The organism is Corynebacterium sp. HMSC061H03 (assembly GCF_001838215.1).
In the GTDB taxonomy this organism is placed as follows: domain Bacteria; phylum Actinomycetota; class Actinomycetes; order Mycobacteriales; family Mycobacteriaceae; genus Corynebacterium; species Corynebacterium jeikeium_D.
The window spans coordinates 1-23750 of record NZ_KV836085.1 but is presented as its reverse complement, the minus strand read 5'-3'; the positions used below and the strand labels follow the sequence as shown (position 1 = coordinate 23750).

Sequence of the window (23750 nt, the reverse complement as noted above, 5' to 3'; positions counted from 1 at the left end):
AAGGACAGAAGCACAATGCCGCGGTGATGTGGCTTGCCCGGAGCCGCTGCAATGTCATCTGTGCTCTGTTGACTCGGTGTGAGTTCTTCCGAGAAATCCCTGCTAGAAACATCGCCAGGGGTGTGTAGGCCGCTGCGCTGATCACCGCCGGCCCGCATGATGCGGCTCGGCGATCAGTGATGGCTACAACACCCCCATGCGATGTACGTGCAAGTTCCGCCTGACTATTGACAATCCACATAGGGACCCCGGCATGGCGCAGCGAATCAGCGCCGGGCGCGGGATCCGCCACTCCGAGCTCAATGCCTCCGGTTACCTCGACGGCAAGAAGTTGCGGGTCGTCCAGGCCTGGTTGCCGCCCGACGATCTCGGTGCCGCTCCCTCCCACGACGAGGTCGACCTCAACGATGCTCTCACCGACGGCACGCTGGTCCCGGTCGCGTCGGGCACACCGGGCCTCGCGCCGCTGACCATCGGCACCACCGGCGCGACGTTGCGCATCGGCCGGGTTCCCGCAGGCCGCACCATCGACGTGCCGTTGTCGCGGTTCACCCACTTCTTCGTCGCCTGCGGCTCGGCATCCTTCGGCGACGAGACGCTTTACGACGGCGACGTTGCCCGCATCACGGCCGACGGATCGAATTCAGCGGATTCGGACGAGGTCGACTCACTGCCCATGACCGCCATCAACGATGCCGAGGTGCTGGCTTGGACCATGGACCGCAGCATCGACTGAGCCCACCAAACGACACCGGATGACGGTATAGACCAGACGCCGAAGGACAGGTACCTCGCCTTTTTCGGATCGACCGGGTCGTCGGACATCTACGTTGCAACGGCCCGGTTCGGCGTTTCGGGCCAACCCCTCGACAAATATGCCAGGTAAGGCTAAGTTAATTGCTAAAGCAGTATTTTACATGCGGGTTAACGGGCCGGCGCAGCCGCCGACACCGTCGGCCCGGCCACACGACGAGTGAGACGCACCATGAATGCACGCGACAGAGATTTCGAACAACTCCAGGGCCACTGGCTACTGGCCCGACTGGGCAAAAAGGTCCTTCGACCCGGTGGCCGGAAGATGACGGAGTGGATTCTCGACCGGGCTCGCCTCACCGACGCCCGCGTCGTCGAACTCGCACCGGGACTGGGGATTACGGCGACGGAAATCTTGAATCGCGCACCGGGGGATTACGTCGGCATCGACGAGGACCCCGACGCCGCCAAGACGACCGGCAAGGTCGTTGGCGACAGGGGCCGGGTCACCGAAGGCAAGGCCCAAGCGACGGGGCTCGGCGATGACTCGGCGGACGTCGTCGTGGGCGAGGCGATGCTCACCATGCAAGGCGACAAGGGCAAGGCGGCGATTCTCGACGAGGTTCGTCGGATTCTCGTTCCCGGCGGCCGCTACGCGATCCACGAACTGGCGTTGACCCCCGACGACCTGGATGCGGCGACGAAAGATGAGATTCGCATCGCGATGTCCAAGGCCATCCGGGTCAACGCCCGACCACTCACCGTCGCGGAGTGGCGAAACCTCCTCGAAGAACACGGATTCGAGGTCGAGCACGTCCGCATTGCGGAGATGGGCCTGCTCAAGCCCTCCCAGATGATCGAAGACGAAGGGATCTCCGGAGTTGCCCGCATCGCAGGCAACATGATCAAGCACCCCGCGGCGCGTAAGCGCGTTCTCGGCATGCGCAGCGTTTTCGTCGAGAACGACGACGCCCTCGCCTCGATAGGCATCGTGGCCCGTCTGCGCGACACCGCCGATTCCGCCGACGCCGCCGATGCGACGGGTACCGTTTCCAACGCTTCCGAAAGCGGGCGCGAAGCATCGCCCGCCGTCCGACGCGGGCCCGAGATTGAGTTCCTCGACGACGACCAGCAAGCTGAATTGACCGCCGATCCGGAGGCTCTGAGCCTTCATGACGTCGTCGCCGCCGCTCCGCCCGCCAAGGACGGCGACGGCCCGGCGGTGAAACGTCTGCAGACGGCCGACGGGGTAAACATCATCGCCATGCGTTTCCGCTCCGGCCAGGCCTTGCCCGATCACCGCGCTGCACACCCGATTATGGTGCAATGCATCGAGGGCCAGGTGCGCTTCACCGTAGGCGACCGCACCGAGGTCCTCACGCCGGGGACCGTCGCACACCTGCCCACCATGGTCCCACACCGGGTCGACGCAGACGAGGACTCCGTGTTCCTGCTGTCGATGCTCACGTAGATCCGTACACGGGGTTGACCGCCGCACGGGCGGAGCGATTTCGCCGGCCCGGACCGGCCTCGCCGCCGCATCCGGCGAGGGCCCCTTCGGCCGTTCCCCCGAACCACGCGGCCTGCGGCGCGTGCTCATCACCGGCGCCGCTTCCGGCTTCGGCCTCGAACTGGCCAAGCGCTTCGTCGCACGCGGCGATTCGGTCATCGCGACCGATCTGCATGACTCGGCGAACGAGGACGTCGTCAAGCTCGGCGATGCGTGCACCTACCGCGAGCTGGACGTCACCTCCGACGCGGACCGGGAGGCGGTGGCCGCGGCGATAGGCGCGGTGGACGTGCTCGTGTTCAACGCGGGCATCGCGGTCGGCGGGGCGATCGAGAACGTCACCATGGACACGTGGCACCGCGCGCTCGACATCAACCTGCTCGGGGCGGTCTGCGGCTGCCGTGCGTTCGTGCCACTGTTGGAGCCGGGCGCGAAGATCGTGATGACATCGTCGATCGCCAGCCTGATCCCCCGTGGCGCCCGAGCGGGTAAAGATCAGCTTTTGCGCGCTGACTTTATGCTCGGAGGCTTATAGTCGGAGCTTTACGATCGGACGTTGTGACCAATCACCGCCGGGATAGTGATTGGCGCATCCCCGAAAAGCTCCTTCTGGTATTCGTTCTGCTCGAAAGCGCCGGCATCGTTATCCCTGATGGTGGCCACGTTTGTCAGTTTGCGTGCCGACGGTGCGGAGCCCTTTTGGAGCAGTCCGCCACGGCTGCCCGCAGTGGTGGCCGCGAAAGACCCTGCGCCACGGTTTCCAGCAGCGGCGCCCGCGGTTCCGCCAGCAGCACCCGTAGCTCCGGTAGCAGTACTGTTGCGTGCGCTGATTAGGGAATTCATCAATCCACTTCCGCGCTGTGAAGGGCTATTCGAGGCGTTTGGCAAGGCAGAACCAGCAACCCCGGGACCCAAGCCGGTTCCCATCCCGCGCCCCGCTGTTGGCGCTGGCATACGACCAGGACTCGAAGTCGGAAGTCCCGAGGCCGGTGGACGGGGGCTTGCGTTTCCAGAAGGCGGCAGTGCCGGGATATTGCCCGCTGGTGTGAGCCCCGCAGTGCGTCCTGCGCCGAGAGGGCCAGCCGGCCGGTTGCCGTGAACTCCGTAAGGCGAGACTCCTTGCGGTGATGTGCGTTGAAGTGGGGCGCTCGCTCCCGAAGGGGTGACCATGGCTGGATTCGCCGTGCTCGGTTGAGCCATGGTTGATGTACCGGTCGGGGATGTTGGCGAGATTGTGGAGCTCGTTGGGCTGCTAAGTGATGCTGGGTGCACAGGGGCAGCAGACGGATTTGTGGGGTTCGACAAAGTCGAAGTGCTCGGTTGCACGTGCGAAGGAGCGGAAGGGCTCGCGGATGTGGATTGTGGTGTTGGAGAATCCGGAACAGTTGAGGTGGCACCAACTGGTGTGCTGGCGGCCTGCATGCTTCCAGTCATCCCCGCAGGCGAAAGGCTGAACTGGCTAGTTCCAGAACCCCCGGCGACTGTGGCCCCAACGGACACCTCGGCAGTCACACCACTTCCCGCATCGGCAGAAACCAGGTTAGGAATTCGGGGAATAGCTGTCTGTAGCTGTGCGGTATACGGACCAGAGAGAAAGGCTGCTACCTCGGCCTGTTCAAAAGCCTTTTGCGCGCCAGGGTTTGGGAGTGCCTTGGATTCGGCTTCGATCGCTGATAGTGCATTGACGGCCATCGCTTTCACAGATGGCAATACGGCAAGGTGCCCGGCCATGACCTCCGATGCGGTGGCGATGCTGGTAGCGCGTGCGGCCAGACCTTTCATTGTTGAGTCAGCAGCAGAGAAGACAGCACCGCTGTTGCTCGACACCAAGCCGGATGAGATGGAGGTTAGATTGCTGGCCAACGTGGTCATAGTGTCGGCGAAGTTGTTCCAGTAGGCGATTGCCTCGGCTACGGCACCGTCATTTGTCGAGGAAAACATGGATAGTAGGGACTTCGCATCGAGACCAAGTTCCGCAGAAAGAGTGACTGGCGCGAAAGTGAGACTTCCAGCTTCAAACATCGGCCGACGCTGAAATACACCGCTTGTGCGCGCTACTTCAGCAAGGGAAGCGCCGTCACCATTGAACGGGTTAATGCTTCGAAGAATCCGATTCATGGTGGATTCGTGCTCAGTGATCACGCGACGGAAGTCAGCGAGATTCGTTTGCGCCCAGGTGAGTTGTTTGCCCAGAGACAAGCCGACGGCGGCAGAGCTTCCTGAACTGCCGGAAATTGCGAGACTGTGTTCTGTCGCCACCAGCTGGAGTGACGGAACCTGTGAGTAGCCGGCCAAGTTTGGTTGCATCGTCATAGACGAACCGGGAAGCATGATTGCTCCAGTTAGTCCGCTAATTGCGTGATCAATTGTCGAAATATTTGCAGAAATCAAGATATTTCCCCCAGGTAATTGGTCATGAGTTCATTGACGGGCTCACAAATGGTTTCATCGAAATCAGTAGATTCTTCCTCTGAGATGTGCGTTATAAAACCCAGTGCGCCTTTCGGGGTCTCTACAGATGCAATGCAGTATGAGAGACCAATCGGGTTGGTTTGTCTGAAAGTCACCCAATGAAGGCCTTGTGAGTGGTGTGTAGTGGGGTGAGCGTCATAGTTCTCGAGCCGGGAATGGGCCACCGATGTGTGCCAGAGCCCGAGGGGCAAAATATGACTTGTTTGAAGTCCGCAACCTATTTGTTTGACACCTTTAATTCGCTCTGAAACCTCAGACTGCTCCCGGAACCCCAGCCTGTCTAAGCGCCCCATAATCTCGGGGTCGTCACACGGATTGGTCAGGACGAATTCGGGTGCGTCGTAGTTGTAGTGCCCATCGGGACCAAGTGGAGCATCACCGGGCTCCGGCGGATTGTTGGGTGGAAGCACACCCGCAGGTAACGTCACGCCCGAGTCAGTAGTGATGGTTGTCGCATTGTCGCCGACAGGTTGAACGTCCTCGCCGGAAGCCTTGGTCGATGCGCAACTAGTCCCCGTTACTCCCCATAGAAGTGCTGACACTAGGGCGGCAGTAGTCGCCTTTTTCAATTTTCCCTCCCCAAAGAATTTGTGTGAGAAAGATATAACACCGCGTTCACAATTGCGCTTGCTGAGAAGCCGAAAAAATAGACCGACTGTGGATAACTTTTTAGGGGTGTGGACAACGCGGTCGCCGCGAAAAACAGCGCCGCTGCACAGCCGCAACCTGCAGCTTTAGGGTGTGTTCTCCGTGCCGTCGTTAAGCGTTGGCGGCAAACGTGGGTGTAATGACCGAAGTAATCCGAACGATTGGTTAGACTATGAGGCGCATTACAAAACCACGGGAGTGCCAACCGAAATTCCGGCACTGAGAGGACGCTAGGGATCGAGCGTCGACCGGACGAACCTGAATCTGGGTAATACCAGCGTAGGAAAGGGATGTGTTGCTTCATGGCTGCACGTGTATCTGTATCCGCTCCGCCGAAAGAGGGCGAGGTTACAACTGGCCCGATTTACCGCAGCAACAAGCATTACGACGAGGTTGCGTTCAGCAACGATTTCGGTGAGGCGAACCTGCGGATTCCAGTTCGTCGAATCAATCTGACGGACGGTACTCACTTCGATGCGTACGACACCTCGGGTATCTACACCGAGGAAAACCCGGAGCTGAACCTGAAGGAGGGTTTGGCTAAGACTCGTGACTCGTGGCCGAAGGCTCCGGCAGTGCCGGCGGTTGCAGGCTCTGAGGACGCCCCGAAGGTCAAGACGCAGCTGGCTTGGGCGCGCGCGGGAATTGTCACTCCGGAGATGGCTTTCATTGCTGCTCGTGAAGATGTGGATCCGGAAGTTGTGCGCGAAGAGGTCGCTGCGGGTCGTGCCGTGATTCCGGCGAACCACAAGCACCCGGAGACTGAGCCGATGATTATCGGCAAGCGTTTTGCCACCAAGATCAACGCAAATATCGGCAACTCGGCCGTGACTTCGTCCATCTCTGAAGAGGTGGAGAAGATGGTGTGGGCAACCCGTTGGGGCGCGGACACGATCATGGACCTGTCCACTGGTAAGGACATTCACGAAACCCGTGAGTGGATTCTGCGTAACTCCCCGGTGCCGGTTGGTACGGTGCCGATTTACCAGGCGCTGGAGAAGGTCAAGGGTGACCCGGCCAAGCTGACCTGGGAAATCTACCGCGAAACCATCATTGAGCAGTGTGAACAGGGCGTGGACTACATGACCGTTCACTCGGGTGTGCTGCTGCGCTATGTGCCTCTGGCCGCCAACCGCGTGACAGGCATTGTTTCCCGCGGTGGCTCAATCATGGCCGCATGGTGCCTCGCGCATCACCAGGAGAGCTTCCTCTACACCCGCTTCGCTGAGCTGTGCGACATTCTGGCGCAGTACGATGTCACGTTCTCCCTCGGTGATGGCCTGCGTCCGGGCTCCATTGCCGATGCTAACGATGAGGCTCAGCTGGCTGAGCTGCGCACTCTCGGTGAGCTGACCAGGATCGCTAAGTCCCGCGGCTGTCAGGTCATGATTGAAGGCCCGGGCCACGTTCCGATGCACAAGATCGCCGAGAACGTGAAGTGGGAAGAGGAGTGGTGTGAGGAAGCTCCGTTCTACACCCTCGGCCCGCTGGCAACCGATATCGCGCCGGGCTATGACCACATCACCTCGGCTATCGGTGCGGCAATCATTGCGCAGGCTGGCACCGCCATGCTTTGCTACGTCACGCCGAAGGAGCACCTGGGTCTGCCGAACCGCGACGACGTCAAAGTCGGCGTGATTACTTACAAGATTTCCGCGCACGCCGCCGACTTGGCGAAGGGGCTGCCGCGCGCTCAGGAGCGTGACGACGCGCTGTCGAAGGCCCGCTTCGAGTTCCGTTGGCATGACCAGTTTGCACTGGCACTGGATCCGGACACTGCGCTGGATTACCACGATGAGACCCTGCCTGCAGAGCCGGCAAAGACTGCGCATTTCTGTTCCATGTGTGGTCCGAAGTTCTGCTCCATGCGTATTTCCAAGGATGTACAGGACTACGCGAAGGAACACGGCCTGGACTCCGTTGAAGCGATCGAGGCCGGCATGGCTGAGAAGTCCCAGGAGTTCGCTGATCAGGGTAGCCGCGTCTACCTGCCGATTACCGCGGAGTAGCTGGTTGTCTTAGAAGATGCTGAAGTAAGCCGTGGTCGAGCTCTATTGGGCTTGGCCGCGGTTTTCTTTTGCTTTCAGCTATTTCTGCCGGTCTCAGTGTTGAGCCTCAAACGGGGGAGGGTAAGGCACGCCTTAATAAAGGCATTAGGTAAACCTAACTAGTGGGGTGTACATTGCTTGTATGCACAGTCTGAGGTTCCTGACTTTCGATAATTCCCACCGCCATCTCGCAGGTGCTCGCAACACTCGCCGTTCATTCAGCTCTAAATCATCCACGGTTGGAGAAGGCGTGCGTCGACCGGTGGAGCGAAGTGCGCGCAGAGCTGCTACTGCGGTTTCGCTGTCCGGCGCCATGGTTCTTTCGGCGTTTGCGTCCCCGGCAATGGCTGACACCGCGAAGCCAATCGTGCCGGACAATTTTCCCAATGTGATTAATCCAGCGGAGAACTTCCAGCCGCAGGATTCGCAGTATGTCGAATCCCCGGAAGTTACTGTCACATTTGAGGACGGCACACCAGCTGAAGGTGCCACAGTTCATCGCGGCGATGTCCTTATTGTTCGCGGCAGTGGTTTTAATCCGTCGGCCAACCGTGGTGGTTACCCGCTTCCAATTCCTCCGGGTGTGCCCAATGGTGTTTACGTTCTCTACAGTGCGTTCCCAGACTCGTGGAAGCCGAGTGAAGGTGCTCCGTCCTCGTCGCGGAAACATCCGCACGACAACATTGCCTGGGTTATGCCGGATGGCACTCTCGAGGCGATACCGAACCAGGGCGTCGACATGCGGCGTTCTATCGCTCGTCAGGCTACCCCGATGACAAATGACGGCAGCTTTGAGGCCCGCATTGTTGTTGACCCGCCGGAGACTCCTGCCGGTGATAACTGGGGCATTTATGTCTACCCGGCGGCAGGCTCCATTAATGAGGCCGAGGAAATCTACATCCCGTTGAATTATTCGGATGCTCCGGGCAAGAATGCCCCGGCTCCCTCCAGCGAGGATTTAGTCATTTCTGTGTCTGCGCTGGAGAAGGTATTCGGCGCACTGGGTGGTGGGGTCACTGCCAAGAACGGTGCCCTAGAGCCTGAGGCCGGTGTTGTCTCATTTACCCGCGACAATGACAACAGCGATGCCGAAGGGGAGAGCTACCGCGGAGAAGTTCACATCACCGCGAAGTTCAGTCTGGTTCATGTGGTCGTCCGCAATCCACGCATTGAGGAAGGCCCGACCGGAAAGATTATTACGGCAGAGGTCTCACAGGGCTACGATGTCGGCCCGGATGAGATGGAGCGTATGCCCATAGCCGCCGTGGTTGACAGCGATGGAGATCAGCTGATCACGACCATCGGCACTATTTCACAGTTCCGGTAGTCCCTCCGGTCACCACGACCGCTCATTGTCATCCGCCTGGCACATCGTTGAAAGTAAGCCGTCATACCTTGCGGGTTCCTGCGGGTTGTAACCACTGCCGTATTGGAATCACTACATTAGATAGAGGCGCTTACCAGCGATGAGGAGGAACGTGGGACGACATAGTCGGGCAGAAGGACCGGTGTCACAGGATGGGGCATCGTCACAGGCTGCGGAGTTGCAACGTGCTGTTGCGGAGTCTCCGTCGCGGGCCTCGCGAAAAGTGTGGGCTCGCAAACCCAGTCAGGCTCCCGCGCCGGCGCAATCGCCTGTGATGAGCTGGCCTCTTATGCTGGTCTCTCTGCTCGGTGGTCTTGCCTCGCTGTTGGCCTGGAATGGTCGCACTCAGCCGGACGATTGGGCTTCGCTCTGGGTGGGCGGGCTACTTATGGACAGGGGACTTGCGTCCCATCTCTATGACGCCGATCCAATCGATTTCACCGCTATGAGTGGAGAGGTCTGGCCACGCCTGGCGCAGGAAGTGTCCGCGCCATTTACGCATCCCTTTGTGCAAAATCCTTTGTTCGCAAAGGCTCTGGGAGCGATATCCCACGTCATGAGCTTTGAAACCTCGGTTGCTTGGTTGCTGTTTCTCTCCGGAATGGCAGTCGTGGTCCTCATCGCAGCTTCCTACCACCTGTGGTTTCGGTCTACCATGCCCTGGGGTATCGCAGCGCTGATTACCGCCTGCGTATTCGCTCTGCCGACCACTATTAATTCGTTCTGGATCGGTCAGACGACACCGCTGATTGTCGCGGGCGTCGCCTATGGTCTTGCCGCCTCGCGCACTCGTCCTTGGCTTGCGGGCATCGTGCTCGGCATCGTCGCATCCATTAAATTGACTCCGTATGCGCTCATCGCAGTGATGCTCTTTTTCGCTTATCGACGGCGCGCAGCCCTCTGGTCGCTGGCCACCACGGCGGTACTGGCGGCCTGGATGCTTATCCGCATTGACATGCCGGTTATTTCGGACTGGATTGACCGAATTGACAACATTGGTGCGTCGGTCTTGGTCGGTGGTGCGAATCAGTCGTTGGCGTCGACTTTAGCCACAGACCTGGGCAAACCTGATTTATTAGTAACAGTGGTTCGTGATTATCCGAGTCACGTGAAAATGATTCCACTGTGTATTGCTCTTGGCGTGGTGTTGATGGTCACGGCAGTTGCGTGGTTGAACCCCGTCTACCGGTTTGAATTTCTGATCACGGGCGCGTGGCTTATTGCAGCCACATTCTCATCGATTCTTTGGACCCACTACATGTTGATACTGGTCACGTCTGTGTTCGGTTTGGCCGCCATGGCGCGGACCCGATTGACCAGACAGTGGCCGTATATCGGTATTGCGTTGCTAGTGGTCCTGCTGACGTTCCCTGTGACAAATCCGATTGCTGCTACGCCGTATACCGGCGGATTTGTGTACTCGGGGATTACTGCGATGCTCTTGACGCTGGCAATGATGCTAGTTGTTGGTGGCTGCCACGCGTTTGCGGTACATCGGTACGGCGATGGTGATGCAGGCGAGGTTGGAGCCGGATTGGGCAGTGAATTAGCTGCCGTGGAGACGTTGAAATGTCCTCAGCCAGAGCCAATGGTCTTATTCGACTTGAGGAAGCGCTAGATTTAGCGGCTCAGCATAGAGACGATGTCACGGGGAGACATGTCGCTGTAGATCTCATTCCGGGTGCTCTTAACCTGGTGGCCGAAGTGGACTGCGTTAGCGTCACTGCTGGTGTCGCGGGTAAGGGCTTCGCGTAGCGGCTGGGAGAAGAAGGCGCGCTTGGTAGTGAAAGAACGGGGGAACAGGTTTTCAAGGCTCACGGTATAAACCCTTTCTGTGGTCGGAATCCGGTCGGGACTCCGGTTTGAGAGTTTCTGTATTCAAACGGTTTTCTTTGATGCGGTTGCCACTATATGTCTGAATATGCCCGATATCGAGTTAAAACGGGCAAAAGTGACTAAGTGGATACCGTTCCCAACATGAAAGCTGCATCACACTGTGGACCGGCTTAATGCTCGGTTACGGTCAGTTGTGGGCTCCAATACAATGAAATGCGGAATCAAATGTGAAGTAGGAGTTTGGTTATGGCTATTTCTTCGGCACCCACCACTGAGTCCCCGGATTCGGCGGATACCTCGGACGCGGCATCGCGCAGCGTTCCGGCGGTAGCGCTCAGTCACGTTGAGGATTTAATAGATTTTGTGACTGCGTCGCCAAGCTCATTTCATGCGGCACAACAGGTCGTTGACCGTCTGAGTGCAGCCGGTGCCACGGTCGTCGATGAGCACGAACAGTGGCCAAGTGAACCCGGTGCCTACGTCCTGCGTCGTGATGGCGCTGCCGTTGCTTGGATTGTTCCGGAGACACCGGCTGCTGATTTCACCGGTTTCCGTATTGTGGGTTCCCACACGGATTCGCCCGGTTTTCGTGTGAAGCCCAATGCGCGCGCCTCGGCCGCAGGCTATGCGCAGGTCGCCGTCGAAGTCTACGGCGGCGCGTTGTTGGGAAGCTGGACCGACCGCGAAATTGAGTTTGCCGGCCGTGTAATTGATAAAAGCGGCAATGAGCACCTTGCACGCACCGGTCCGGTCGCACGCATCCCGCAGTTGGCTATCCACCTCAATCGTGCGGTTAACGAAGAGGGGCTGAAGCTCCACAGGCAGAACCACACTGCACCAATCATCGGACTGGATACCTTCGGCACCGATGTGCACCAGGTCATCGCCAATGCTGCGGGCCTGGCTATCGACGACATCGTCGCCTGGGACCTCATTTCCTTCGACACCCAGCAGCCGCGCACCTTCGGTGCTCACGATGAGTTCCTGGCTTCGGGTCGGCTGGACAACCTGCTGAGCGTCCACTCCTCCCTGGCCGCCTTCGAGACCTTGCTCCGTCAAAACTGGAGCACGTCAACCACCATCCCCGTCATGGTCGCTTTCGATCACGAGGAAGTCGGGTCCGCCTCTACAACGGGCGCTGCAGGGCCACTGCTTGCCGACGTTCTGTCCCGCATCGCAGCGGCCACAGGCGCTGACCTGGAACGCACCCAGCAGCTCTACCGCGGTTCCATCTGTCTCTCTGCCGACGGCGCACACGGTGTGCACCCGAACTATGCAGGCGAACACGAGCCGGGGCACCAGCCGGAACTCAATGCTGGCCCAGTGGTGAAGATCAATGCCAACCAGCGTTACGCCACCACGGCGGCTGGTCAGGCCGAGGTTGTCCGAATCGCAGCGGAAACCTCTAAGCGCATCGGCCAGGAAGTGCCGGTGCAGTATTTTGTCTCTGCGAACCACAAACCATGCGGCTCCACGATCGGCCCAATCACCGCAACGCGACTGGGTATTGACACCATTGATATCGGAGCCGCGATGGTCTCCATGCACTCGGCGCGTGAAATGTGCGGCACGATTGATCCATGGTGGTTGGCCGAACTCACCGTGGATTTCTGGGGTGCCGGAAACTAGCAGCTCGCAGGCGGCGACTAAACCACGTCTAGCAGGGGAGATGTCGGTTCGCTGTGGCCGTCGTGAAGCGAAAATGGGTGAGGGAATTTCCGTAGCTGCTCGTCGTGGAGCCTATTTTCTGTCATGCTATGAACCATGACTGATGCTAACGACACCCTGCCGTCGCACCGCCTTGAAGTACCTATCGAAGAGGCGGTGGCATGGCGTCGCCAACTGCACCAGAATCCGGAGCTGAGCTTCCGGGAGTACAGGACCTCGGACATGATTGAGGATCTGCTCAATCAATGGGACATCCCGACGTACCGGTTGACCCCGACGTCCGTAATTGGCGTCATCGAGGGCACAGCGGGCGACCCCAGCACTGGCCGAGTGATTGGTTACCGTGCAGATATTGACGCGCTGCCGATTCAGGAGGAAACGGGACTGCCGTACGCCTCGCGCACGCCGGGTGTGATGCACGCCTGTGGTCATGATGTGCACACGGCGATGCTGCTGGGCACGGCGAAGGTGCTCTCTGGAATGCGCGATCAGCTGCACGGCAAGGTGCTGTGCATCTTCCAGCACGCCGAAGAAATGCTGCCGGGCGGGGCCCGTGAGCTGGTCGACAAGGGTGCCGCCGATGACTTGGATGAGGTCTATGCCTTCCACGTTGCGCCGCATCCGGTGGGGCATGTGGGAATCTGCGCTGGGCGAGTGACAACCATGTCGGGCATCGTCTCCATCGCGATTCGTGGCCGTGGCGGACACTCCTCGAACCCGCAGCTGTCGATTGACCCGGTGCTCATCGCCAGTGAGGTGACGCTCATGCTGAACACGATTGTCTCCCGCGATGTGGATCCGAAGCACATGAACATCGTCAACGTCGGCTCACTGCACTCAGGTGAGGCCGGCAACGTGATCCCGGATACGGCCAACCTGGAAGTGTCCATCCGCTCGGTGGATGAGGCCGACTGGGAGATTGTCTGCCAGCGTATCGAGGCTGTCGTCAACGGCGTCTGCCAAGCTCACGGCGCACAGTCGACTTTCGACTGGCAGATTCCGTACCCGATGGTGGTCAACGCCGACATTGCAGTCAATCGCGCCTGGCATGCCGCGACGAAGGCGGTCGGCAACTCCAAGGTGTTCGCCGCCAATCCGTGGGCTCCTTCGGATGACTTCTCGTATTTTTCCCGTGAAGCGCCGGGCTGTTACATGTTCCTCGGCACCGGTGGCCCGGAGGCGGGTAATCCTTTCTTTCTCCACAACTCCAAGTTTAAAATTGTGGAGAGAGCCATGGTCAATGGCATGCGCACGGAAATCCAAATCGCGCTCGATGCACTGAACCCGTCGAAGAATCAACCGCCGGAGCGCCCTGCCACATCTCCGACCTTGCCCGCAGCAGGTTCCGTGCCTCCCCGGCCGCGGAAGGCAGGCCTTGGCACGCCGCAGTCGCATGCGGGGCAGGCGCGGGCGTCGTCAAGCGAATCGGTGGAGGAGACCTCACCGAGTCCTGAGGCGGCGGCATCAGATAATTCCAATCAAACTCAGGCATCTAGAGAGGACGCATAGGACAATGTCCACTACCCCCAACGCCCCTGATAAGACGCTCGTTGCCGCACCTGAGTGGTCGAAGTGGGCGATTGGATGGCACGTCTATCCATTGGGGTTTGTGGGAGCGCCCATCCGTGAGAAGGATCGAGGCGCCGCGCCGGTCAATCGAATTCGCAAACTGATTGACTGGCTTCCGTACGTCCAGGAGCTTGGGCTCAATGTTCTGCAGCTGGCGCCAGTATTCGAGTCGACTAGCCACGGCTACGATACCGAGGACTACTACCGCATTGACTCGCGCCTGGGTACCGAAGAAGACATGAAGGCTGTCATCGAAGCTGCCCATGAGCGCGGCATCAAAGTGCTTTTCGACGGCGTCTTCAACCACATCGGGTCAGAGGCACCCGCGCTGAAGACCGCGAAGGAAAACCCTGACTCTGAAGAAGCGCAGCTCTTTGCGTTTACGCACTCAGATGGCGACATGACCGCGCCGGTGTTTGAGGGCCATGACAGTTTGGTCGAATTCGATCACACCAGTGACGCGACTGTTGATTTTGTCGTGGACGTGATGAATTACTGGTTGGCGCGGGGAATTGATGGCTGGCGGCTGGATGCGGCCTACGCAGTGGATCCACAGTTCTGGCGGAAGGTTTTGCCGCGAGTGCGTGCTGAGCATCCGCATGCCTTTATCTACGGCGAGGTCATCCACGGTGACTATGCGGAGATTGTGTCGGTGTCCGGCATGGACTCGGTGACGGAATACGAGCTGTGGAAAGCAACCTGGTCTGCGCTGAAGGAGGAAAACTTCTTTGAGTTGGACTGGACTCTGAAGCGCCATAACACCTTCGCGGAGTCTTTTGTGCCGGTGACGTTTGTGGGAAATCACGATGTTTCACGCATTGCGACGCAGGTAGGGGCCGACAAGGCCGTGCTGGCGGCAACTGTGCTGTTTACCGTGGCCGGTGTGCCGCTGGTCTACTACGGCGACGAACAGGGCTACACCGGTCTCAAAGAGGAACGCATCGGCGGTGACGACCAGATCCGTCCAGTGTTCCCGGATAGCCCGGAGGAACTCTCTACGCTCGGCGCGGATCTCTACCGCGCTTATCAGCAGCTCGTTGCGGTGCGACGCCGCTTCCCATGGCTGCACTCCGCTCGCGTGGAGACTGATGAATTGCGCAATGGTTTTCTTCGCTACCGCGTGACCGCGACCGACGCGGCGCTCGTGGACGATGCTGCCGGAGCCTCGGGTGAGGCTGGAGCTTCCGGCGAGATACCCTCGCTCATTGTCGAGCTGAACCTGGAAAACGGCGCAACCAGCGCGGTAATCCGTGATGGTGATTCCGTGGAATTCGAGTTTTCCTAGGCTCTCATCGTGGCTCTAGGCTGCCCCCCAGAGAACCAAAACCGCCCGGACACCATGGCCGGGCGGTAATTCTTTCGTGCCCAATCGATGAGTGGGCACAAGGGGTAGTGACTGCGTTTCTGTTTGCTAACTACCCCGGTTTTCGCAGTTTCAATTATTGAATCTGCAGTTACATCTCTGCGGTTTCAGCAGGGGGCATCTCTTCGGAGGATGCCGGAGTGGTGGCCTTCTGTTCGAAGGTCTTCGACGGGTTGGCCTGGTCGCCGACCTTCACATCCGAGTCAACTTGATTCGGCGGAGAGCAGGCGACCAGGGCTGCTGCGGCAATGGCGGATGCGGCGATAGCGCCGGCGATGCGGTTACGCATGGATGTGGCTCCTCTGTCGGAAAAACAATAGCTACAAGGGCTAATGAACTTTTCTCACATTATCTTAAAGCAATATCTTAGAGGATTCTTAACGGCTTGCGGGAACCAAGGGGCCAATCGCCCCCGCACCGATGCATAGCGTTGCCCCCGGAGTCGCCTTTTCCACATCGACATGGAGAGTATTTCCGCCACCGTTGAGGTACACATAGCGCGGTCGCAGATCATTGTTCATCTTCACGACCGTGGAACCACCGCGGGTTTGTTCTTCAGTCTCGAAAGGATTGGGGAGCGACAGGCGCACATCCATGTCCTCAGAGGCGGTGGCCGGGAACTCAAGCACCCAGTCACCGAGCTTGATGATGTTCTCCAACTTGATGTCCTCCGACGCAGTGCCGTCCTCGCCAACTGTGATGCGATGGCCACACTGCTCGACAGAGCCATCAGTGACACGGGTGACCTCGGAGACCTTGGCGTCGATAAGCGAACCGTCTGTATTAAACATGCGCGGGTGACCGGTGACGCGCTCAAACGGCGGGCGATCGGAGACCGCATCAAACACCCGCGAGTACATGTTCATTGGAGCGGCGACGGGCACGAGGATTTCGAAGGGGACGGGCTGGTCGATGAGGTTGTAGTCGATGGCCTTGTCGGGGCCAGCGGCATCGGCTTCCTCGCGCAGCGCGGACAGCGACGACTTGGTGTTGCCGATCCACTCCATTGCGATGTCATCAGACCAGGCATTGCGGTAAGTGACCACGGAAATCGTGGAGGTGACAGCCAGCGCGATGCCCAGCGACCAAATCAGAATGTGCGTGCGAGCCGGTAGCAGCGCTGGCGCCTCGTCCTTCGGCGGGAGTCCAGCCAGGGAGATTGCGACACAGATAGCGATCACGAGCGCGACATCAGAGTAGTAATGCAAAGTGTGCGCCAGCACGCCAGAGGTGTTCTCTCCCGAGCGGAACAGGGTGATGGCGAACAAGGTGGTGAACATGTACGCCACCGATAGCGTCCACGGAGCCCAGCCACGGTAATCGCGGCCGATGAGGGTGGCAGACAGAATCAACAGGATAATGCCGCCGAGAGTAATCAGCTGAGACGAAGCGGAGGCAAACGGCTGTCCCGGAGCCCAGCGTTCCCAGCTTGTTGGACCGCCGATGATGCCGGCAAAAATCTGGCCGAGGCCGTTGAAGAACAGTTCGGGCTGTAGCTTGTCGGAAATGAAGCCGGTGGTTTCGGCGGGGCCGAAGTAGTACCACAGTGCCCAGGCGCCGGTCAGCAGCATCGATGGGATCCAGATGACGAGGCCACGGCGGAGAACCTGCAGGATATTTCTGCGCTCCATGTAAGCCAAAGTGACGACAACCAGCATGGAGATCGGTGCGATAGCCAGGGACTTCTCAAAGAATCCCAGCGCCACTGCCAGCAGCACGAACAGGCCTACGGCTTCCCACGGGCGGGGGCCGAAGGAACGACGCATAGTGGTGCGAATGGCGACAATCATGAAAACCACGAATGCCAGGTGGAACGGCTGGGAATTGGCCGCGGCCGACCACCAGGTGTCTCCCGGAAGCATCAGCGGAGTCCAGGCGACGACCGTGATGAGGAAGAGCGATACCAGCGTACGGCCGGTGAGAAGCTCAAAGAGTTTCGCTGTGGCATATGTCAGCACTACCGACATCACGGCCATGGTGATAGCCGGTAGCCACCAGTTCCACGGCGCGATGAGGTGATAGAGGCCTTGCACCAAGAAAGCCAGTGGCGCAAGGTGCCCGTCGTGATCCTGAAGCAGGTAGTCCTTGCTCAGCAGTGGGGTGTCGTAAAGATGGCCAACAATGATGAAGTCATCCCAGTAAAAACCATGGCTAGTCAGCACCAGAATGCGAGCGACAAGCTGTATCGCAATAACAACTCCGATGAGTGGCCACCATTGCTTCGCAGACAGGTCAAGTCTCTCGCCCCACGTCAATGTGGGCATGTAGTATGGGCGAGAACTTTCCTGCTCAGCGGTGTTGTCAGCACCAGGGTCCTCGGCAGTTTTCACTGCGGAATCCGCGGCTGTCCCCTCATCGCCGACTGGCGGCGTATGAGGGGTTTGGGCAGTTGGGGTATCTCCTGTAGATGACCGCTCGGCTTTAGTCATGGTTCCTTATGTTATCTAGGCCATCTGCTGGGCGCGGTAGGGTAGGCAAAAGTTAGTGCTTAGGGCGTGTCGACACAGGCTTCATACGCCGCTAATGAATACATCAATAATGTTTGAGCAATACCGCTCGAGTTAAAGAAAAATAGGAGCAAGTGGGATGACGCAATCGGCGAGTGCAGCGCGCGCTAACTTCTCGTGGCGCAATATTGACATCATCATTGCAGCTGTTATCGGCGTGGCCGTTGGCCTGATTTTTGTTATCTGGAACATCATCGGCGGTGCGGGCTATGAAGCAGTCAACGCGCTTACTCCTGGTCTTGGCGGTTTGGTCGCTGGTATGTGGTTCCTCGGTGGTCCGCTCGGCGCGTACATCATTCGCAAGCCGGGTGCAGCTATCTTCGTCGAGGTAATCGCGGCGACGGTTTCAGCACTGATCGGTAACCAGTGGGGTATCTCCACCCTGTACTCAGGTTTGGCGCAGGGGCTCGGCGCGGAGCTGGTGTTCCTCATTCTGGCGTATAAGAGCTACAACCTGGCCACCGTGGTTATCTCCGGTCTCATGGCAGGTGTTGGCGCATGGACTTTCGAGCTTTTCACTGGAAACCTGGCCAAGACTTTCGAATTCAACGTCATCTATCTGATCTCCACGGCGCTGTCGGGTGCCGTCCTCGCCGGTCTGCTGGCTTACTTCCTGGCTAAGGCACTGGCGGCAACTGGAGCGCTGGATCGTTTTGCCATCGGGCGAGAGCGGCACGACGACGTCTAGGAAAATCGATGACAGATGAGGCGTTGACGCGGGGGCCGTCGTCAAGCGGAAATGTCCCTGCGGTGAGCGCGCGGGGGTTCGGATATCGGCACGCGGGGCGCAAAGCTGCGGTACTGAACGACATCACGCTGGACATCGAGCGCGGTGAAAAGGTGCTGTTGCTCGGCGCGTCGGGGATGGGGAAGTCGACGCTGCTCGCCGCTATTGCTGGCGTGCTTGGCGACGACTCCGATGGCGAAGCCACCGGAAAGCTCCTGATTGAAGGTCGTACTCCTGCTTCCGCACGGGGCGCGGTGGGCTTGGTGCTGCAAGACCCTGACTCGCAGACGATTAGTGCTCGCGTTGGCGACGATGTTGCCTTTGGTGCGGAAAACCTGGGCGTTGCCCCAGCTGAGATTGGCAACCGAGTGCGCGCCAGCCTGGATTTGGTGGGGCTGGATTTGCCGCTGGATCATCCCACGCACAGACTTTCGGGTGGGCAGAAGCAGCGCCTCGCATTGGCAGGTGTGCTGGCAATGGGCGCACGGGTCATTTGTTTGGACGAGCCGACGGCCAACATCGACCCGGCCGGTGTGCCGGTACTACGCGATGCTGCGATTACCGCGGCGGAGAGGACCGGTGCGGCACTGATTGTGGTCGAGCATCGAGTGGATGCGTGGGTCGATGTGGTCGACCGCATCATCGTGCTGGGTCGCGGAGGTGTGATTGCCGATGGTGCACCGCATCGGGTCTTGGAAGACTACGGGCAGGCTCTGACGGATGCTGGGGTGTGGATTCCGGGTGCTCCGCCCGCGCTGCCGGATGCGCGTTCAGTTGCCTGCGACCAGGACGGACACCCTAGCGGTGACATCGCGATCGAAACCCGCGATCTGGACATCGGCTATGGCGCGAAGAAGTCGTGGTTCAGGGGTAGCGAAACTGTTGAGCCTATTGCTCGCGGAGTATCCGTTTCTATCCCATCCGAAGCTTCCACCTGCATCGTTGGTCACAACGGCAGCGGGAAGTCCACGTTAGCGCTGACGCTCGGCGGCCTGCTTGAGCCGATGGCGGGCACGGTCCAAGTGGCCGGCAGCGGTAGTGCGCCGTGGAAATGGCCGTCGAAGAAGTTGGCTACTCGGATTGGCACGGTCTTCCAAGACCCCGAGCATCAATTTGTCACCGGCACAGTGCTGGAAGAGTTGCAGCTTGGACCGAAGCTTGTCGGTGTCAACGCTGATAAGCGCATCGAGGAATTACTTGAGCGGCTGCGGCTAACGGCTCTGACCAAGGCGAATCCGTTCTCACTCTCGGGCGGTGAGAAGCGACGTCTGTCGGTGGCGACCATTCTGGCGACAGCGCCGGATATTGTGCTTCTCGACGAACCGACGTTCGGCCAAGACCGCCGGACATTCACCGAGCTGCTCACTTTGCTTCGCCAACTTGCTGACGACGGCCGAACTGTTATCTCGATTACCCACGATCCATTGGTGGTACAAGCGATGGGGGACTACGTCATCGACATGGATTCGTTTCATCCGGAGCGGTCAGGCCGTGCGGCGCCGGGACAGCGTGGTTCAGGGGAGCAGGCCGGTCCGAGCAGCAATAGCGGTGCGCGCGGCCAGGGCGAAGCAGGAGGGAAATCGTGACTGAAGTCGGTTCCGCCGGTACGGCTGAAGGTACGCAGAGCGCCATTTCGAGTAAGCAGCCTTTCCTCGCGACGGTCAACCCGGTGGCGAGAGTACTGGGCCTATTCTTGCTCACCACACCGCTGCTGATTTCCATCGACTGGGTCTCCGCAGTGGTTGCGCTTGTCTGCACGCTTTTCTTGGTGCCGCTGTCGGGTTTGGGTTTTCGTCGTTTTCTAGGACGCAGCCTGCCACTTCTTATTGCCGCGCCCATCTCAGGAATCTCGATGGCGCTCTACGGCAACCCGGAGGGCAAAGAGTATTTCTCCTTTCTGCTTGCGCATGTGACGGATAATTCCATTTCCCTGGCCATCGCGATCATGTTGCGTGTGCTGGCTATCGGTACTCCAGTTATCGTGCTGACAGCCAATATCGATCCCACCGATCTGGGCAATGGGCTGGCGCAGATTCTCAAGCTGCCCAGCCGCTTTGTGCTGGCAACGGTGGCGAGTCTGCGGCTCGTCGGCCTGTTCATCAGCGATTGGCAGGCGCTGACCCGAGCCCGTCGCGCACGCGGTTTGGGCGACCACGGTGCAATCCGCCGCACTACTTCTCAGGTGTTCGCTCTGCTGGTGTTTGCGCTGCGCCGCGGCACCAAACTGGCTACGGCCATGGAAGCCCGCGGCTTTGGCACACCGATTAAGCGTACGTGGTGGCACACCTCGACATTGGCCGCGCGTGACTATGTCACCATGGCCGCCTGCCTTGCCATCGCCGTCGCAGCAATCGGTATTTCCGTGTGGGCCGGGGAGTTCCGCTTCCTGGGCGTGGCGTAGCAAAGGCGTTTCGATCACGATGATTCTGCTTATCGACGGCCGTTCCGGCAGTGGCAAAACCACCTTTTCGGCAAAGTTGCACAGTATCCTCGGTTGGCCAGTTATCCACTTGGAGGATGTATATCCGGGCTGGTCCGGTCTGCAGAAAGCATCGGCCGCAGTTGCGGAGACCATTTTGAACCCCGCGCTACCGGCCGATGAGCGCGGGTACCGCCGGTGGGACTGGTACGCCAGTGAATTCGCCGAGTGGGTCCCCACGCCACCGGACTCCTCGCTCATCGTCGAAGGCTGCGGCGCTGTCACTGAAGCTAACCTTGCCGCTGCCCGCGCCATCGGCGACGGCAACGCCTGGGGAGTCTGGGTAGAGCTGGACACGCAGACTCGATTTGCCCGTGCCATGGCTCGCGACGACCACTTCGAGGAACACTGGGACATGTGGGCCGAGCAGGAATCTCAGCACATGGCCAAGCACAATCCGCAACAGCTCGTCGACTGGACTATCAACGTCCCAGAACAGTTAACGTGGAAGTTCTGATGAGAAAAACGCTCGCGTGCCTCGGTGCAGGCTTCGGTTCCATGCTCCTCGTCGGCGGACTACGTGTCGCCGCTAGTTCGGAGCTACGCCCACCACGCCTGCCCAATCGCAGACCTCCACGGTGGGTTCTTCCCGCAGTCGGTGCCGCGTGGACGCTGGCCAGCTACCGCGCCTATTACGCCCGCGCATCGCATCGCTTGACGACGCCCCTGCTCGCCGGCCTCGCAGTACCAGGAGCCGCAGCGATAGTTTTCGAGGCCGTTCGCCTTCGATGTGCTGCCAAAAAGCCAACTGTACCGCCACACACCGTGATTGTGCTGGGATGCGCATTGAAGAACAATCGGCCCTCGGCCCTGCTGGCCAAAAGATTGCAGCGGGCAGTAGCAGCGTGTGATGAGCGCACCGAGCGAATCATCTGCTCCGGTGGGCGCGGCAGTGAAGCGGTGACAGATGCCATCAGTTCCGAAGCGGATGCCATGGCGGAGTGGTTGGAGGCGAACGCTGGGGACGTCGTAAAGCGCGGCGACATCGAGTTGATCCCCGAGGACCAATCGACGAATACGTCGGAAAACATTGACTATGCGTGCGAGTTGATGCGCGGCATGGACGGTGCGTTGAGCGCTGGAACGGTAGTTGTGACCAGTGATTTTCATGCGCCACGGGTAGCGAAGCTCATGCGCGAACGGGGGCTGGAATCCTGGTGTGTCGTCGGGGCCTATACGCCGTTGAGGTACTGGGCGACATCGCTGCTGCGGGAATTCCTCGCGCAGTTTATTCTGTGGGCGCCGAGCGGCAACGCGAGAATTTTACGAATTTCGCGGGTAGAGCGAAGCGTTAGCCACTAGTATCGAACGAAGATAAATACGTCGTGCGGTGATAGTGCTACGTAGAAATGCGTAGAGCGCGATATCGAACACGACATCGGAATCATTAAATCGGGAGGAACACCCACATGGCTTTGACCCCAGGATTCGACCTGTTCCAGCTGCCAGAGGAGCACCAGGAGCTCCGCGCCGTTATCCGTGATCTGGCGGAGAAGCAGATTGCTCCGTACGCAGCGGACGTCGATGAGAATGAGCGTTTCCCGGAGGAGGCCCTGAAGGCTCTCAACGAGGCTGGCTTCAACGCCGTCCACGTGCCGGAGCAGTTCGGTGGCCAGGGTGCGGACTCGGTTGCGGCCTGCATTGTCATTGAGGAAGTTGCTCGTGTCTGTGGCTCGGCTTCTCTCATCCCGGCTGTGAACAAGCTGGGCACCATGGGCTTGATCCTCAAGGGCTCCGACGAGCTGAAGAGCAAGGTCCTGCCGGACATCGCCAACGGTGAAATGGCTTCCTACGCACTGACTGAGCGTGAGGCCGGTTCGGATGCCGGTTCCATGAAGACCCGCGCGGTCCGTGAGGGCGATGAGTGGGTCCTCAACGGCTCCAAGTGCTTCATCACTAACGGTGGCCGCTCCACCTGGTACACCGTCATGGCTGTCACCGACCCGGAGAAGGGTGCCAACGGCATCTCTGCATTCATGGTCCACAAGGACGACGAGGGTTTCCGCGTCGGTGGCCTGGAGCACAAGCTGGGTATCAAGGGTTCCCCGACCGCGGAGCTGTACTTCGAAAACTGCCGCATCCCGGCTGACCGCATCATCGGCGAAGAGGGCACCGGTTTCAAGACTGCCCTGGAGACCCTGGACCACACCCGCCCGACTATTGGTGCACAGGCACTGGGCATCGCGCAGGGTGCTTACGACTACGCCGTTGGTTACGTGCAGGAGCGTCAGCAGTTCGGCAAGCCGATCGCTGCTTTCCAGAACACCCAGTTCATGCTGGCTGACATGCGTATGAAGATTGACGCTGCTCGCCTCATGGTCTACACCGCAGCCGCTAACGCTGAGCGCGGCACTGCTGAGGGCGGCGCTCGCCTGGGTCTGATGGCCGCAAACGCCAAGACCTTCGCCTCTGACGTTGCTATGCAGGTCACCACTGATGCCGTGCAGCTGCTCGGTGGTTACGGCTTCACCCGTGACTTCCCGGTTGAGCGCATGATGCGTGACGCCAAGATCACCCAGATCTACGAGGGCACTAACCAGATTTGTCGCATGGTCGCAGGTCGACAGATCCTCGCAGACGCACAGAAGCGCTAATCAGCAGCGCAAACGCTAAGCCCTCGCTACCAAGGCGGGGGCTTTTTCATGCCGCCGCGTCACTCAGAATTCGTCTCTTAACCCCAACGCGCGCTAGTGACTGCGTTTATGGTCGGCGGCGGTGGGGCGATGCGAGTTACTGACTGCGTTTATGACAGAAATGGCCCGAAAAACGGCTGGTAGGGTCAGGCGGTCATTGCATCATGGATA

Annotated in this window: 19 protein-coding genes and 1 riboswitch; of the genes, 15 read left to right on the top strand and 4 right to left on the bottom strand. The window is 59.5% G+C overall.

The features are described from left to right. Nucleotides 1-196 precede the first annotated feature (196 nt). The 3 genes from HMPREF2787_RS09220 (at nt 197) to HMPREF2787_RS09210 (ending at nt 2798) form a co-directional block, all read left to right on the top strand. Nucleotides 197-736, top strand: coding sequence for a pirin family protein (locus HMPREF2787_RS09220; RefSeq protein ID WP_141737784.1), 540 nt, complete (start codon nt 197-199; stop codon nt 734-736). A 249-nt stretch (nt 737-985) separates the two neighbouring features. Next, a complete protein-coding gene (locus tag HMPREF2787_RS11445; protein WP_083326695.1) occupies nt 986-2224 on the top strand; it encodes a methyltransferase domain-containing protein in 1239 nt (412 codons plus the stop codon). Between the two features lie 121 nt (nt 2225-2345). Continuing rightward, the gene (locus HMPREF2787_RS09210; RefSeq protein WP_070859073.1) at nt 2346-2798 is read left to right on the top strand and encodes an SDR family oxidoreductase; all 453 of its coding nucleotides are present in this window, start codon (nt 2346-2348) and stop codon (nt 2796-2798) included. A gap of 8 nt (nt 2799-2806) precedes the next feature. Here the strand turns inward: HMPREF2787_RS09210 and HMPREF2787_RS09205 are convergent, their stop codons facing one another. After that, nucleotides 2807-4654 carry a hypothetical protein gene (locus tag HMPREF2787_RS09205; protein WP_070859072.1) on the bottom strand — a complete coding sequence of 616 codons (1848 nt, stop codon included), beginning with the start codon at nt 4652-4654 and terminating at the stop codon, nt 2807-2809. 911 nt (nt 4655-5565) lie between these two features. After that, a riboswitch (TPP riboswitch) is annotated at nt 5566-5687 on the top strand. On the opposite strand from HMPREF2787_RS09205, the gene thiC reads away from it, so the two are divergent. The 3 genes from thiC (at nt 5686) to HMPREF2787_RS09185 (ending at nt 10415) form a co-directional block, all read left to right on the top strand. Continuing rightward, nucleotides 5686-7392: a phosphomethylpyrimidine synthase ThiC gene (thiC, locus tag HMPREF2787_RS09195; RefSeq protein WP_070859071.1), complete on the top strand. Its 1707-nt coding sequence runs from the start codon at nt 5686-5688 to the stop codon at nt 7390-7392. (Overlaps the previous riboswitch by 2 nt.) Nucleotides 7393-7573: 181 nt before the next feature. After that, nucleotides 7574-8758 carry an HtaA protein gene (locus HMPREF2787_RS09190; protein WP_246824279.1) on the top strand — a complete coding sequence of 395 codons (1185 nt, stop codon included), beginning with the start codon at nt 7574-7576 and terminating at the stop codon, nt 8756-8758. A 313-nt stretch (nt 8759-9071) separates the two neighbouring features. Beyond that, nucleotides 9072-10415, top strand: coding sequence for a glycosyltransferase family 87 protein (locus HMPREF2787_RS09185; protein ID WP_246824277.1), 1344 nt, complete (start codon nt 9072-9074; stop codon nt 10413-10415). A gap of 2 nt (nt 10416-10417) precedes the next feature. On the opposite strand, the gene HMPREF2787_RS09180 is transcribed toward HMPREF2787_RS09185, so the two are convergent. Then, the gene (locus HMPREF2787_RS09180) at nt 10418-10615 is read right to left on the bottom strand and encodes a hypothetical protein (RefSeq protein ID WP_038628272.1); all 198 of its coding nucleotides are present in this window, start codon (nt 10613-10615) and stop codon (nt 10418-10420) included. 264 nt (nt 10616-10879) lie between these two features. Here HMPREF2787_RS09180 and HMPREF2787_RS09175 point away from each other — a divergent pair, with 264 nt between their 5' ends. The 3 genes from HMPREF2787_RS09175 to HMPREF2787_RS09165 all read left to right on the top strand — a co-directional run bounded on the left by HMPREF2787_RS09175 (nt 10880) and on the right by HMPREF2787_RS09165 (nt 15155). Then, nucleotides 10880-12262, top strand: a complete 1383-nt coding sequence (locus HMPREF2787_RS09175) for a M18 family aminopeptidase (RefSeq protein WP_070859069.1) — start codon at nt 10880-10882, stop codon at nt 12260-12262. 135 nt (nt 12263-12397) lie between these two features. Then, nucleotides 12398-13810 (top strand): M20 metallopeptidase family protein, encoded by a 1413-nt coding sequence (locus tag HMPREF2787_RS09170; RefSeq protein ID WP_070859068.1) that lies wholly within the window; start codon nt 12398-12400, stop codon nt 13808-13810. A gap of 4 nt (nt 13811-13814) precedes the next feature. Further along, complete coding sequence (locus tag HMPREF2787_RS09165) at nt 13815-15155, top strand: alpha-amylase family protein (protein WP_070859067.1); 1341 nt, start codon at nt 13815-13817, stop codon at nt 15153-15155. 169 nt (nt 15156-15324) lie between these two features. Here the strand turns inward: HMPREF2787_RS09165 and HMPREF2787_RS09160 are convergent, their stop codons facing one another. Together HMPREF2787_RS09160 and HMPREF2787_RS09155 are read right to left on the bottom strand one after the other, a co-directional pair. Next, nucleotides 15325-15522 (bottom strand): hypothetical protein, encoded by a 198-nt coding sequence (locus HMPREF2787_RS09160; RefSeq protein ID WP_070859066.1) that lies wholly within the window; start codon nt 15520-15522, stop codon nt 15325-15327. Between the two features lie 88 nt (nt 15523-15610). Continuing rightward, nucleotides 15611-17662, bottom strand: coding sequence for a DUF2339 domain-containing protein (locus tag HMPREF2787_RS09155; protein WP_070859065.1), 2052 nt, complete (start codon nt 17660-17662; stop codon nt 15611-15613). 157 nt (nt 17663-17819) lie between these two features. Here HMPREF2787_RS09155 and HMPREF2787_RS09150 point away from each other — a divergent pair, with 157 nt between their 5' ends. The 6 genes from HMPREF2787_RS09150 to HMPREF2787_RS09125 all read left to right on the top strand — a co-directional run bounded on the left by HMPREF2787_RS09150 (nt 17820) and on the right by HMPREF2787_RS09125 (nt 23540). Then, nucleotides 17820-18428 carry an ECF transporter S component gene (locus tag HMPREF2787_RS09150; protein ID WP_049189346.1) on the top strand — a complete coding sequence of 203 codons (609 nt, stop codon included), beginning with the start codon at nt 17820-17822 and terminating at the stop codon, nt 18426-18428. Nucleotides 18429-18436: 8 nt separating this feature from the next. Then, on the top strand, nt 18437-20053 hold the full coding sequence (locus HMPREF2787_RS09145) for an ABC transporter ATP-binding protein (protein ID WP_070859064.1): 1617 nt from the start codon (nt 18437-18439) through the stop codon (nt 20051-20053). A 44-nt stretch (nt 20054-20097) separates the two neighbouring features. Then, on the top strand, nt 20098-20868 hold the full coding sequence (locus HMPREF2787_RS09140; protein WP_070859119.1) for an energy-coupling factor transporter transmembrane component T family protein: 771 nt from the start codon (nt 20098-20100) through the stop codon (nt 20866-20868). 19 nt (nt 20869-20887) lie between these two features. Continuing rightward, complete coding sequence (locus tag HMPREF2787_RS09135; RefSeq protein WP_070859063.1) at nt 20888-21403, top strand: nucleoside/nucleotide kinase family protein; 516 nt, start codon at nt 20888-20890, stop codon at nt 21401-21403. Continuing rightward, nucleotides 21403-22248, top strand: coding sequence for a YdcF family protein (locus tag HMPREF2787_RS09130; RefSeq protein ID WP_070603264.1), 846 nt, complete (start codon nt 21403-21405; stop codon nt 22246-22248). Before HMPREF2787_RS09135 ends, HMPREF2787_RS09130 begins: the two co-directional genes overlap by 1 nt. A 107-nt stretch (nt 22249-22355) precedes the next feature. After that, nucleotides 22356-23540, top strand: a complete 1185-nt coding sequence (locus HMPREF2787_RS09125) for an acyl-CoA dehydrogenase family protein (RefSeq protein ID WP_016422383.1) — start codon at nt 22356-22358, stop codon at nt 23538-23540. Nucleotides 23541-23750 lie beyond the last annotated feature (210 nt).

Bases quoted from the DNA above. Each gene is read 5' to 3' on its own strand.
- HMPREF2787_RS09185 (WP_246824277.1), top strand. From the start codon at position 9,072: ATGAGCTGGCCTCTTATGCTGGTCTCTCTGCTCGGTGGTCTTGCCTCG.
- HMPREF2787_RS09160 (WP_070859066.1), bottom strand. From the start codon at position 15,522: ATGCGTAACCGCATCGCCGGCGCTATCGCCGCATCCGCCATTGCCGCA.
- HMPREF2787_RS09190 (WP_246824279.1), top strand. From the start codon at position 7,574: ATGCACAGTCTGAGGTTCCTGACTTTCGATAATTCCCACCGCCATCTC.
- HMPREF2787_RS09165 (WP_070859067.1), top strand. From the start codon at position 13,815: ATGTCCACTACCCCCAACGCCCCTGATAAGACGCTCGTTGCCGCACCT.
- HMPREF2787_RS09175 (WP_070859069.1), top strand. From the start codon at position 10,880: ATGGCTATTTCTTCGGCACCCACCACTGAGTCCCCGGATTCGGCGGAT.
- thiC (WP_070859071.1), top strand. From the start codon at position 5,686: ATGGCTGCACGTGTATCTGTATCCGCTCCGCCGAAAGAGGGCGAGGTT.
- HMPREF2787_RS09220 (WP_141737784.1), top strand. From the start codon at position 197: ATGCGATGTACGTGCAAGTTCCGCCTGACTATTGACAATCCACATAGG.
- HMPREF2787_RS09155 (WP_070859065.1), bottom strand. From the start codon at position 17,662: ATGACTAAAGCCGAGCGGTCATCTACAGGAGATACCCCAACTGCCCAA.
- HMPREF2787_RS11445 (WP_083326695.1), top strand. From the start codon at position 986: ATGAATGCACGCGACAGAGATTTCGAACAACTCCAGGGCCACTGGCTA.
- HMPREF2787_RS09150 (WP_049189346.1), top strand. From the start codon at position 17,820: ATGACGCAATCGGCGAGTGCAGCGCGCGCTAACTTCTCGTGGCGCAAT.
- HMPREF2787_RS09125 (WP_016422383.1), top strand. From the start codon at position 22,356: ATGGCTTTGACCCCAGGATTCGACCTGTTCCAGCTGCCAGAGGAGCAC.
- HMPREF2787_RS09170 (WP_070859068.1), top strand. From the start codon at position 12,398: ATGACTGATGCTAACGACACCCTGCCGTCGCACCGCCTTGAAGTACCT.
- HMPREF2787_RS09130 (WP_070603264.1), top strand. From the start codon at position 21,403: ATGAGAAAAACGCTCGCGTGCCTCGGTGCAGGCTTCGGTTCCATGCTC.
- HMPREF2787_RS09145 (WP_070859064.1), top strand. From the start codon at position 18,437: ATGACAGATGAGGCGTTGACGCGGGGGCCGTCGTCAAGCGGAAATGTC.
- HMPREF2787_RS09135 (WP_070859063.1), top strand. From the start codon at position 20,888: ATGATTCTGCTTATCGACGGCCGTTCCGGCAGTGGCAAAACCACCTTT.